This window comes from Streptococcus sp. 151470009-6, from assembly GCF_053628175.1.
Genome location: NZ_JBSEZF010000001.1, coordinates 651,198 through 662,270 on the forward strand (window position 1 = coordinate 651,198; position 11,073 = coordinate 662,270).

The window sequence follows — 11,073 nt, forward strand, 5'->3', positions numbered from 1 at the left end:
TAGAAATATAATACACTATCTTTGAAAAAATGGCAAGTGTTTTTGTAATTTTTTTAAACGTAGCAGATTTTTGCATTCAAAAAATAAAAACGATAGAATATGACTATCAAAGCTATAAGGAGTTTTCTATGAGAGAATATGATATCATCGCCATCGGTGGAGGGAGTGGCGGCATCGCCACTATGAACCGAGCTGGTGAGCACGGCGCCAAAGCAGCTGTTATCGAAGAGAAAAAATTAGGTGGAACTTGTGTCAACGTTGGCTGTGTTCCTAAGAAAATCATGTGGTATGGAGCGCAAATTGCTGAAAGCTTCCACCACTACGGTCCTGACTATGGGTTTACGAGTTCAAATGTTCAATTTGATTTCGCAAAACTTCGTCAAAATCGTGAAGCCTACATCGATCGTGCCCGCTCATCTTATGATGGAAGTTTCAAACGCAACGGAGTTGATTTGATTGAGGGGCGTGCTCATTTTGTTGATTCCCACACTGTCAGTGTTAATGGTGAATTGATTCGTGCCAAGCATATCGTGATTGCGACTGGCGCTCGTCCAAGCATTCCAACTATTCCTGGAGCTGAACTCGGTGGTAGCTCAGACGATGTCTTTGCTTGGGAGCAACTTCCTGAATCCGTTGCGATTCTTGGAGCTGGCTATATCGCTGTTGAATTAGCAGGTGTTCTCCACGCACTCGGAGTAAAAACTGATTTGTTTGTCCGTCGTGATCGTCCCTTGCGCACGTTTGACAACTACATCGTTGAAGGTCTTGTCAATAAAATGGAAAAAACAGGCCTTCCTTTGCACACACACAAGGTACCCGTCAAACTCGAAGAAACTGAGCAAGGCATTACCATTCATTTCGAAGATGGTTCTAGTCACACTGCAAGCCAAGTTATCTGGGCTACTGGCCGCCGTCCAAATGTAGACGGGTTGGAGTTAGAAAAGGCTGGCGTTACACTCAACGAACGTGGATTTATCCAAGTGGATGAGTATCAAAATACAGTTGTAAATGGTATCTATGCCCTCGGAGACGTTACTGGTGAGAAGGAACTAACCCCAGTAGCCATCAAGGCTGGACGTACCCTATCTGAACGTCTCTTTAATGGGAAAACAAGTGCTAAGATGGACTACACGACTATCCCTACTGTTGTCTTCTCCCACCCAGCAATCGGAACAGTCGGCTTAACTGAAGATCAAGCTATCAAAGAATACGGCCAAGAGCACATTAAAGTCTACAAGTCAAGCTTTGCATCTATGTACTCTGCCGTTACAAACCATCGTCAAGAATCTCGCTTCAAACTCATCACCGCTGGTGCTGACGAAAAAGTTGTTGGACTTCACGGGCTCGGTTACGGAGTGGATGAGATGATTCAAGGATTCGCTGTTGCCATCAAGATGGGAGCAACCAAGGCAGACTTTGACGCTACAGTAGCTATCCACCCAACTGCTTCTGAAGAATTTGTGACCATGCGCTAATTATCGAAAGAGACCTGAAAAGGTCTCTTTTTACTTGCAAAATCCGCTGTTACAAAATTGTTACCTCGTTATAAAAAATAGGTTGACTTTTCATCCTGAATTAGTATAATAGTTACTATAATTTTGAAAAGAGGTTAACAGTTTTGAAAAAAGCTCATATCTATGCTATCCCTGCTATCGGTGCTGCTCTTATTGCCGTTTTGGCACAAATCAGTCTCCCTATCGGCCCTGTCCCCTTCACTCTACAAAACTTTGCGATCGGCCTGATTGCTACTGTTTTCAGACCCAGGGAAGCCGTTCTATCTGTAGCTCTCTATCTCTTGCTGGGTGCCATTGGTTTACCTGTTTTTGCAGGGGGAGGAGCTGGATTTCACGTTTTAGTCGGTCCAAGCGCAGGCTATCTTTGGTTCGACCTTGTCTATGCTGGACTTACATCTTATCTCATCCATCAAAATAGTGGCTATATTCGCATTTTCCTAGCCAACCTCTTGGGCAATTCTCTCGTCTTTGTCGGAGGTATTCTCAGCCTCCACTTCCTTGCTGGGATGCCATTTGATAAGGCGCTTGCAGTAGGTGTCCTTCCTTTTATCCTCCCTGATCTTGGTAAGATCATTGCCATTAGTTTCATTAGCCGTCCCCTACTGGAACGATTGAAAAGCCTTACTTATTTTTCAAGATAAAAAATAGTCCAGAACAATTGTTCTGGACTATTTCCTTTCTAAGCATCAACTGTACACTATTTAGCTACTTGACTATTCTTATACCGGTATGAATATTAATCGTTTTATCCTTCAAATTACAGCTTTTCACGATATGCAAAGTAGAAAAGTATTCTAATTGATTCAAACCAAATAAGCTTCCATTATTTTTGAAAGGTTAATAACTGTATATTTTTCAGAAAACACATTTTCAATGATATTGCTATATTTTATAAATTAATTGTGATACAATAGAGCTACCTAAAAGATTCAGAAAATTTTATGTTCATTGATTATTTATATTAACTTGAACATTTTGATTTTTCCTCATTCAAAAATAACTGTAAATAATTATAAATAGAAAGGTGAAATCATGCCAAAGAATACTCGTGACTTAATTATTAATTCACTCATCACACTAGCTAAGAAGAATCCTCAACGTAGTTCCTTTACAATAACTGAAATTGCAGCTGAAGCTGGTATTTCACGACAAGCAATTTATCAAAAGCATTTTAACAACTTTGAAGATATTATTGAATACATTCACGAAGAGACCAATCAGCATATTTTTAACGTCTTTAATAAGTACAGCCCTAACAATGATGGAGATCCTATTTCTTTTTTAGCAGACTATATACTTCCGCTCATATACGAAAAAAAAGAAATTATTAACACCTTGTATACCACACAAGTCGACCCATGTTGGAAGGAGTTTCTGCGTGAGATATACTCAGGATGGGTACTAAAAAATGTTAATTACCAACTGAAATATAATTTTAGTAAAGAAGACATCGCCTATATCATTACAACCATGGCAATCTCTTTCATCGAAGTCTGGATTCGCAAAGAAAATCCAATACCGCCTAAGGAATTCAGGGAAACTTTCATCCAGTTATCTAAAACTTCTCTGTGTGATTATATCGTGTCATAAAAAAAGGATCTTGAGATGAACTCAAGATCTTTTATTGTCCCCCTTTGAAGGCATCAACCATTACCTGAAATTCTTCATTGGAAAGAGTGATTCCTTTTCCCATTTTGGTATGGTCAGGGCTCCAAGTTCGAATATCAAACTTTGCTGGCGCACCATTAAAGCTAACGCGATTTAGTTCTTTTGTCCATCCTTTGTCATTTTCGGACAAGGTCAGTAAATGTTCTTCGATTTCAAATGTAAATTCTGCCATTTTTAACTCCTTTATGTGATATGCTTTCACTAGTCTATTCGTAAAAATCTTGTGGTTTTTAGGAAAATTTTATATAATGTGGATATATAAGAAGGGAGGAACTTATGAGACAAACATTTAAACTTGTACTAAACAAACTACAGGGTTTTCTCAATGGAAATGACGAACCTCGCCAAACCGAAGACAACTCCCTAACAGCTACAATCGAGCAGGCAATCCAGAAAAAATCTGCTGTTCATGTCATACTAGCTGAGACGAGTTTTACGGGTGATATTGTCAAATATGATGTCAGTCGTCAGCAGATTATTGTCAAAAATTTCACTAGAAATGTGACACGTATCATTCGGATTGGTGACATCAAGAGAATCCGTTTTGTTCCTTCTACGGTAGAAAAAGCACAGAAAAGTCTATTTAAGAAAGAGTGAGATCTTCATTGCATCCCACTCTTTTTCTTAACGAATTTGTTCAAAATGAAGGTGAACTGCGATATGATCACCATACCCACTTCTCTCCAAATCACGTTGCAAGCGATAAGAGATATAGTGCTCTGCAATGGTGATATAACCTGCTCCCAGCAAACGATTTTCAACCATTGATTGGATCATACTGATGGTCGCACGTTCTACTTTTGCTTCGTCCAAGTCCAAGACTACTTTTTTAGTAACTTGAGCTAGGTTTTGACGTAGATCATCTGTCAAAACATAAACTGTCTGAGCTGCTTTGAGGACAGCTTGGTAAATTTTATCTGGATCAAAGTCGGCAACTTCTCCGTTACGTTTGATTACTTGCATAAGGTTCTCCTTTATTCTTTGTTTTCTTTGATTTCTGCCAACATTTTTTCTTCTTCTACTGTCAGTTGGTAGTTTTCTAGCAAATCTGGTCTGCGCTCGTAGGTTTTCTTTAGACTTTCATAAAGTCGCCACTGGCGAATCTTTTCATGGTGCCCACTCATGAGCACATCTGGAACCACCATTCCACGATAGTCATAAGGACGTGTGTACTGAGGATATTCGAGTAGACCTGAAGAAAAGCTATCATCCTGGTGACTAGATTCCTTACCAATCACTTCTGGGATCAAGCGAACCGTAGCATCAATCATGGTCATGGCCGCCAACTCACCACCAGTCAGGACATAATCTCCTAGGGAAATTTCATCGGTTACCAAGGTCTTGATGCGCTCGTCATACCCTTCGTAGTGACCGCAGATAAAGATCAGTTCCTCTTCTTGAGCCAAATCTTCAGCGTAGGCTTGATCGAACTGTTTCCCAGCAGGATCGAGAAGAATGACGCGGGGATTTTTCTTTTCAATGGCGTCAAAGGCGTCGAAAATAGGTTGGGCACGGAGCAACATTCCTTGCCCTCCTCCGTAGGGCTCATCGTCAACATGACGGGCTTTTTCAGCGTATTCTCTGAAATTATGGTATTGGATATCCAAGAGCCCCTTTTCTCGAGCCTTTCCAACAATCGAGTGCTCCAGCGGAGAAAACATCTCAGGAAAGAGGGTTAAAATATCAATCTTCATCATCTAGTCCTTCTAAGATTTCCACCTCGACCCGCTTGTTTGGAATATCAACATGGAGAACTACTGGTGGGATATATGGTAAAAGCAAATCACGCTTACCTTTTCGCTTGACCACCCAGACATCATTGGCACCTGGTTGCAGGATTTCCTTGATAGTTCCTATCAAGTTGTCTCCCTCGTAAACTTCCAAACCGATAATCTCGTGATAGTAGAATTCACCATCATCTAAATCGTTCAAATCTTCCTCAGCAACCTTGAGACTGTACCCCTTGTACTTTTCAATCGCATTGATATGGTACATGTCTTTGAATTTGATAATATCAAAGTTCTTATGCTTACGGTGGCTGGCGATGGTCACTGTTTGAACAAACTGGTCTTTTTCATCAAATAAAGCCAGCTCTGCCCCTTTTTTAAAGCGTTCCTCAGCAAAATCCGTCACAGACAAGACTCGCATCTCACCCTGTAAACCCTGCGTATTGACGATTTTCCCAACATTAAAGTAGTTCATCTTGTCTCCTGTATCTATTTCTATCCTTTATTTTATCACGTTCCAGAGATTTTCACAAGTTGGATAGGTCCTACCTTACAAGGCTACTACTTCTTCAAAAAATTCACCAATAAGCTGATTGAACTCTTCAGGGTGGTCATTCATCGGTTGGTGTTTGCTGTCTGAAATCGTTACTTGACGCGCATTAGGATTTAAGGCAATGATACCATCATAGATTACTTTTAGGTGTTTGGGAAAATCGTTTTCACCTCTTACTAATAGTATTGGAGGATTTCCTTTATATCCTTCTATCTCATGAACTGCCAAGAAACCTGTGATTCCAAGGTTCAAAAAAACATCTCGCCCAGTTTCTATGATGGCCGTCTTGACCAATTCTCTTGTGATAGGGTTATCAGTACACATTTTTGAATTTTTATCAGCAATCACCTTCCAAGGAATCGTTTTATACATAAGAGAACTATATTTGATTCGACCTCTTTCTTTATCTGATAGGTAACGATGCTGTCCCCAACTATCTACCATGACCAAGGCTAGGACTCTTTCTGGATGGCGATAGGTGTACTCTTGAAATGGATTTCCTCCCCAAGAATGACCAACCAATATCACCTTATCTAGCTGGAAATAGGACAAAATAGCATCTACATCTTGAACAGCACCTTCTAAGTCAGGTAGACCAACTTTCATAGGTGATTCACCCTGTCCTCTAACATTGACAAAATAGAGGTCAAATCCCTCAAAAGCATCATATTGGTGGGCCCACATCTGACTACGGCCACAAGCTCCATGATAAAAAATAATGTGTCCTTTACTTGAGCTTCCAGGACGATGATAAACAACCAAATCACAATCTAATACTGGTATAATGTGGCGTACCAAAGTCTCGGGTTTTCTGTTATAAAAAGCAATAGCTTCAGCAATATCATTTGGCTTCATTTCTACACTCTCTCCTCTTTATCCTAATATCATTCTTGTTATCTATTTTATCATGCTATATTAAAATCATGGTTTTCTAAACTTGATTTCATTAAAAATTTTGAATTTTCTGCATCATTTGGATAAAGAAAAAGACTGCTAAACAATCTTTACTTTTTTTCCTCAGATTCATGCCTAAAATTCCAGCAATAATCAAAGTTGCTCCGATGACATGGTAACTATAAATTGGTTCGTGGAGGATAAGGGCTCCGGCTAGAATGGTCAAAACGGTTCCAAGATTACCAAAGACACTGACGGTTGATGCCCCGAGGCGAACAATAGCATAGATAGAGAGACTACCAGTCACGATAGAAGCTAGAATTCCCAAATAGAGGATGGAAAGCAGATAGGGCATCTGTCCAAGCGGCTCTACGTAGGCTAGTATGTTGCCATCTAGATAGTGCGAGGTCAGGCTTAGCATATTAAAAGTTATGAAACCAACAAATATCACAACAGCTGTCATATCTATAGCCCGATAGCGACCTCCTTTGGACTTGCTGAGGATATTGTTTATTGCATTGGCGAGAACAGATCCCAACATCAAGAGAAAGCCCAAGCTAGCAGTTTCAGTGCTAAAGTTTGCTCCTTTGCTAAGGAAGATGAAAACTACTCCTGCTACGGATAAAAGTAAAAAGAACTTTTGAAGCAAACTTGTCTTTTCCTTGAGAAAGACTGATGCTAAAAGGAGCGTAAAAATTGGGACAAGAGCCTGTAAAATTCCAGCTTCAGAAGACGATATATACTGTAAAGCAAAGGATTGAAAAATAAAAAAGAGAAGTGGATAGAAAAGACTCATAGGAAGAATAGAAAGAATATCTTTTCTACTTAAACTCACTTTGATAAGTTTGGTTTGATGAAGGATGACCAATACCAAAGCTGCGATTGTATAGCGATGCGCTAAGTTCGTTAGAGGACTGGCATAGCCCAAAGCAATCTTAGTAAATAAAAAAGAAAATCCAATGATTGCTGAAAAGGATAAGGCTGCCAAATAGGCTTTTGTTTTTTTGTTCATAAATTATAACTCCCTTTGCATCTAGATATCATCAAGTAAAAATGTATCAGACTAAGACCTGGTACTTCATGATGATCGCTATTACTATTCTCCTCACAAAAAAACGAGACATCTGTCCCGCTTTTTTTTATTTTTCATCGATAACGATTCTTACTTTCTTGTCTTCAGTTGGGACAGAGTAGACAATCGTTCTTATCGCAGAAATAGTGCGACCCTTACGACCGATAACACGACCGACATCGCTTTGGTCAAGATCCAAGTGATACTCCAAAAACTCTGGTGTGTCTTCGATCTTGATAGTTAAGGCATCAGGTTGTGAAATCAAAGGTTTCACAATCGCAATAATGAGATTTTCAATCGTATCCATCTGTCAACCTACTTTAAACTTATTTTGAGAATTTAGAATCGTGGAATTTTTTCAATACGCCTTCTTTTGAAAGGATGTTGCGAACTGTATCTGAAGGTTGAGCTCCATCAGCCAACCATGCAAGAACGCGGTCTTCTTTCAAAGTCACTTGGTTTTCAGCAACAAGTGGGTTGTAAGTTCCAACTGTTTCGATGAAACGTCCGTCACGTGGTGAACGTGAGTCTGCTACGTTGATACGGTAGAAAGGTTTTTTCTTAGAACCCATACGAGTCAAACGGATTTTAACTGCCATTTTTTAATGTCTCTTTTCTTATTTTTTATTTCGGTGAAATAGCTGAGCTATTTAGCACATGTTCTATTATAGCAGATTTTTGACATCTGTCAAGAAAAAAACTTGACAGAGTTTTGATTTTTTAACTACTAGAAATTTTTAGTAAAATCATTAACATTTGAAATCACCTCCCTTTTAGGGTACAATGGTAGAAATGAATTTTTGAGAGGAAAACAATGAAAAAACTAGCAACCCTTCTTTTACTATCAACTGTAGCCCTTGCTGGATGTACTAGTATCCAACGTGGTCTCCGTGGCGATGAGTATGTCGACTCTAGTATCTCAGCAGAAGAAAGCTCAAAAGCAGCTGCTCAGGCTGCCAAAGATTTGAAAGACGCCTTAACAAATGAAAATGCTAACTTCCCTCAACTTTCTAAGGAAGTAGCTGAAGATGAGGCTGAAGCTATCCTTCACACAAGTCAAGGTGATATTCGTATCAAACTCTTTCCAAAATTAGCTCCTCTAGCAGTTGAAAATTTCCTAACTCACGCTAAAGAAGGTTACTACAATGGCGTTACCTTCCATCGTGTAATAGATGGCTTTATGATTCAAGGTGGAGATCCAAAAGGAAATGGTACGGGAGGCCAATCTATCTGGCATGGTAAGGATAATACCAAGGATACTGGAACTGGTTTTAAAAATGAAATCTCTCCTTACCTATATAATATCCGAGGAGCACTTGCTATGGCTAATACTGGTCAACCAAATACCAACGGTAGCCAATTCTTCATCAACCAAAACTCGACAGATATTTCTGCTAAACTCCCTACCAGCAAGTATCCAAAAAAAATCATCGAAGCCTATAAAGAGGGCGGAAATCCAAGTCTAGACGGCAAACACCCTGTCTTTGGTCAAGTCATCGATGGCATGGATATTGTTGACAAGATTGCCAAGGCTGAAAAAGATGAGAAAGACAAACCAACGTCTGCTATCACCATTGATAGTATCAAAGTGGTGAAAGACTACGATTTCAGCAAAGAATAAGCCATCAACAGTTGACAAAGAGCCTTTTTAAAATGTATTTTTCCCCTATATAACAACACAAAAGAGAGAATTTTTGTTCTCTCTTTTAAACTATTCAAATTGATCTGACTTTTGTTAACAAAGACAGTATGATTAGTCTTCCTCTCTTTTCTTTTGAGACAATGCAAATCCAGCCGATGCTAGTCCAATAAATGCAGCAAGTGATAAGAATGGAAGTTCCTCTGTACCAGTGTTTGGTAATTCTTTTTGAGGCTCACCATTTCTAAACTTGTTGATTGGGATAACTTTGTCTTCGATTGGTTGAGGTGGAAGTTGTGGTTGTGGTTTCGGATCTGGCTGTGGTTGTGGTTTTGGATCTGATTGTAGTTGTGGTTTCGGATCTGGCTGTGGTTGTGGTTTTGGATCTGATTGTGGTTGTGGTTTCGGATCCGGTTGTGGTTGTGGTTTTGGATCCGGTTGTGGTTGTGGTTTCGGATCCGGTTGTGGTTGTGGTTTTGGATCCGGTTGTGGTTGTGGTTTCGGATCCGGTTGTGGTTGTGGCTTCGGATCCGGTTGAGGTTGTGGTTTCGGATCTGGTTGTGGTTTCGGTTTTGGATCCTCTTTCTTAGGACATCCACAATCACGGATAAAGATACGGTTTGTTTCTTTACCTTCACCATCCTTGATAATAATCCAGTATCCTGATTGACCTTCCTTGTTCTTACCAGGTTCAGTAGTAATACTTGGTGTTTTACCATCTTTACCATCACGAACAAAGGTACGGCTAGTTTCCTTACCATCGCCATCTTCGGTGATTACCCAAACACCAGTATTTCCTTCTTTATCTTTACCTGATTCAGTACGAACTTTTGGTGTCTTACCATCTTTACCATCACGGATAAAGTTACGGCTAGTGATGTTTCCTTCAGAATCACGTACGATTACCCAAACACCTGAACGACCTTCTTCGTCTTTACCAGACTCGATAGTAATAGTTGGTGTCTTACCGTCTTTTCCGTCTTTACCATCTTTAACGAATGTACGACCTGTTTCAGTTCCAGCAGGATTATGTGTGATTACCCATGTACCTGTGTTACCTTCTGAGTCTTCACCACGTTCTGTTGTTACGGATGGGTTCTTACCGTCTTTGATGATTGTTTCTGTTGTTTCTCCATCTGGGTTTACAACTTTAACTGTGTGAGTACCATCTTGGTTATCTTTAACGGTTACAGTTGGTGTCTTACCATCTTTACCATTCTTGATAACTGTCTCGGTTGTTGTTCCATCTGGGTTTACAACTTTAACTGTGTGAGTACCATCTTGGTTATCTTTAACAGTTACGACTGGTGTCTTACCGTCTTTTCCGTCTTTACCATCTTTAACGAATGTACGACCTGTTTCAGTTCCAGCAGGATTATGTGTGATTACCCATGTACCTGTGTTACCTTCTGAGTCTTCACCACGTTCTGTTGTTACGGATGGGTTCTTACCGTCTTTGATGATTGTTTCTGTTGTTTCTCCATCTGGGTTTACAACTTTAACTGTGTGAGTACCATCTTGGTTATCTTTAACGGTTACAGTTGGTGTCTTACCATCTTTACCATTCTTGATAACTGTCTCGGTTGTTGTTCCATCTGGGTTTACAACTTTAACTGTGTGAGTACCATCTTGGTTATCTTTAACAGTTACGACTGGTGATTTTCCGTCTTTACCATCTTTACCATCTTTAACGAATGTACGACCTGTTTCAGTTCCAGCAGGATCATGTGTGATTACCCATGTACCTGTGTTACCTTCTGAGTCTTCACCACGTTCTGTTGTTACTGATGGGTTCTTACCGTCTTTGATGATTGTTTCTGTTGTTTCGCCACCTGGGTTTACAACTTTAACTGTGTGAGTACCATCTTGGTTATCTTTAACGGTTACAGTTGGTGTCTTACCATCTTTACCATTCTTGATAACTGTCTCGGTTGTTGTTCCATCTGGGTTCACAACTTTAACTGTGTGGGTACCGTCTTCGTTATCTTTAACAGTTACGACTGGTG

Annotated in this window: 14 protein-coding genes; 5 read left to right on the plus strand and 9 right to left on the minus strand. The window is 39.9% G+C overall.

Annotated features, from left to right (window positions below; all coding sequences use genetic code 11):
* The first annotated feature begins 128 nt into the window (after positions 1-128).
* The 3 genes from gor (at position 129) to ACUW6H_RS03445 (ending at position 3,104) form a co-directional block, all read left to right on the plus strand.
* Entirely contained in the window at positions 129-1,475 is a 1,347-nt protein-coding gene (gene gor, locus ACUW6H_RS03435) for a glutathione-disulfide reductase (protein ID WP_454361237.1), read from the plus strand.
* Positions 1,476-1,618: 143 nt separating this feature from the next.
* A complete protein-coding gene (locus ACUW6H_RS03440) occupies positions 1,619-2,155 on the plus strand; it encodes a biotin transporter BioY (RefSeq protein ID WP_454361239.1) in 537 nt (178 codons plus the stop codon).
* A gap of 391 nt (positions 2,156-2,546) precedes the next feature.
* Positions 2,547-3,104 carry a TetR/AcrR family transcriptional regulator gene (locus ACUW6H_RS03445; RefSeq protein ID WP_454361241.1) on the plus strand — a complete coding sequence of 186 codons (558 nt, stop codon included), beginning with the start codon at positions 2,547-2,549 and terminating at the stop codon, positions 3,102-3,104.
* A gap of 31 nt (positions 3,105-3,135) precedes the next feature.
* On the opposite strand, the gene ACUW6H_RS03450 is transcribed toward ACUW6H_RS03445, so the two are convergent.
* A complete protein-coding gene (locus ACUW6H_RS03450) occupies positions 3,136-3,354 on the minus strand; it encodes a YdbC family protein (RefSeq protein WP_000807420.1) in 219 nt (72 codons plus the stop codon).
* A 104-nt stretch (positions 3,355-3,458) separates the two neighbouring features.
* On the opposite strand from ACUW6H_RS03450, the gene ACUW6H_RS03455 reads away from it, so the two are divergent.
* Positions 3,459-3,779, plus strand: a complete 321-nt coding sequence (locus ACUW6H_RS03455) for a hypothetical protein (RefSeq protein WP_454361243.1) — start codon at positions 3,459-3,461, stop codon at positions 3,777-3,779.
* A 27-nt stretch (positions 3,780-3,806) separates the two neighbouring features.
* On the opposite strand, the gene ACUW6H_RS03460 is transcribed toward ACUW6H_RS03455, so the two are convergent.
* The 7 genes from ACUW6H_RS03460 to rpsP all read right to left on the minus strand — a co-directional run bounded on the left by ACUW6H_RS03460 (position 3,807) and on the right by rpsP (position 8,027).
* The gene (locus tag ACUW6H_RS03460; RefSeq protein ID WP_001196052.1) at positions 3,807-4,145 is read right to left on the minus strand and encodes an ATP cone domain-containing protein; all 339 of its coding nucleotides are present in this window, start codon (positions 4,143-4,145) and stop codon (positions 3,807-3,809) included.
* A gap of 11 nt (positions 4,146-4,156) precedes the next feature.
* Entirely contained in the window at positions 4,157-4,876 is a 720-nt protein-coding gene (gene trmD / locus ACUW6H_RS03465) for a tRNA (guanosine(37)-N1)-methyltransferase TrmD (protein ID WP_061452409.1), read from the minus strand.
* Positions 4,866-5,384, minus strand: a complete 519-nt coding sequence (gene rimM, locus ACUW6H_RS03470; RefSeq protein ID WP_454361245.1) for a ribosome maturation factor RimM — start codon at positions 5,382-5,384, stop codon at positions 4,866-4,868. The genes trmD and rimM overlap by 11 nt, the downstream gene beginning before the upstream one ends.
* Before the next feature lie 75 nt (positions 5,385-5,459).
* Positions 5,460-6,317 (minus strand): alpha/beta fold hydrolase, encoded by an 858-nt coding sequence (locus ACUW6H_RS03475; protein WP_454361247.1) that lies wholly within the window; start codon positions 6,315-6,317, stop codon positions 5,460-5,462.
* A gap of 91 nt (positions 6,318-6,408) precedes the next feature.
* A complete protein-coding gene (locus ACUW6H_RS03480; protein WP_447266120.1) occupies positions 6,409-7,368 on the minus strand; it encodes a DMT family transporter in 960 nt (319 codons plus the stop codon).
* Between the two features lie 127 nt (positions 7,369-7,495).
* Positions 7,496-7,735 carry an RNA-binding protein KphA gene (gene kphA, locus ACUW6H_RS03485; RefSeq protein ID WP_000379617.1) on the minus strand — a complete coding sequence of 80 codons (240 nt, stop codon included), beginning with the start codon at positions 7,733-7,735 and terminating at the stop codon, positions 7,496-7,498.
* A gap of 19 nt (positions 7,736-7,754) precedes the next feature.
* Positions 7,755-8,027, minus strand: coding sequence for a 30S ribosomal protein S16 (gene rpsP / locus ACUW6H_RS03490; protein WP_000268760.1), 273 nt, complete (start codon positions 8,025-8,027; stop codon positions 7,755-7,757).
* A 215-nt stretch (positions 8,028-8,242) separates the two neighbouring features.
* Here rpsP and ACUW6H_RS03495 point away from each other — a divergent pair, with 215 nt between their 5' ends.
* A complete protein-coding gene (locus tag ACUW6H_RS03495) occupies positions 8,243-9,049 on the plus strand; it encodes a peptidylprolyl isomerase (RefSeq protein WP_096406826.1) in 807 nt (268 codons plus the stop codon).
* A 132-nt stretch (positions 9,050-9,181) separates the two neighbouring features.
* Here the strand turns inward: ACUW6H_RS03495 and ACUW6H_RS03500 are convergent.
* Positions 9,182-11,073: collagen-flanked surface repeat-containing protein (locus ACUW6H_RS03500; RefSeq protein ID WP_454361252.1), on the minus strand; the 1,892-nt coding region annotated here is incomplete at its 5' end.

Coding starts and splice junctions, on each gene's coding strand:
- gor (WP_454361237.1), top strand. CDS start 129: ATGAGAGAATATGATATCATCGCCATCGGTGGAGGGAGTGGCGGCATC.
- ACUW6H_RS03445 (WP_454361241.1), top strand. CDS start 2,547: ATGCCAAAGAATACTCGTGACTTAATTATTAATTCACTCATCACACTA.
- ACUW6H_RS03450 (WP_000807420.1), bottom strand. CDS start 3,354: ATGGCAGAATTTACATTTGAAATCGAAGAACATTTACTGACCTTGTCC.
- ACUW6H_RS03455 (WP_454361243.1), top strand. CDS start 3,459: ATGAGACAAACATTTAAACTTGTACTAAACAAACTACAGGGTTTTCTC.
- ACUW6H_RS03460 (WP_001196052.1), bottom strand. CDS start 4,145: ATGCAAGTAATCAAACGTAACGGAGAAGTTGCCGACTTTGATCCAGAT.
- trmD (WP_061452409.1), bottom strand. CDS start 4,876: ATGAAGATTGATATTTTAACCCTCTTTCCTGAGATGTTTTCTCCGCTG.
- rimM (WP_454361245.1), bottom strand. CDS start 5,384: ATGAACTACTTTAATGTTGGGAAAATCGTCAATACGCAGGGTTTACAG.
- ACUW6H_RS03475 (WP_454361247.1), bottom strand. CDS start 6,317: ATGAAGCCAAATGATATTGCTGAAGCTATTGCTTTTTATAACAGAAAA.
- ACUW6H_RS03480 (WP_447266120.1), bottom strand. CDS start 7,368: ATGAACAAAAAAACAAAAGCCTATTTGGCAGCCTTATCCTTTTCAGCA.
- kphA (WP_000379617.1), bottom strand. CDS start 7,735: ATGGATACGATTGAAAATCTCATTATTGCGATTGTGAAACCTTTGATT.
- rpsP (WP_000268760.1), bottom strand. CDS start 8,027: ATGGCAGTTAAAATCCGTTTGACTCGTATGGGTTCTAAGAAAAAACCT.
- ACUW6H_RS03495 (WP_096406826.1), top strand. CDS start 8,243: ATGAAAAAACTAGCAACCCTTCTTTTACTATCAACTGTAGCCCTTGCT.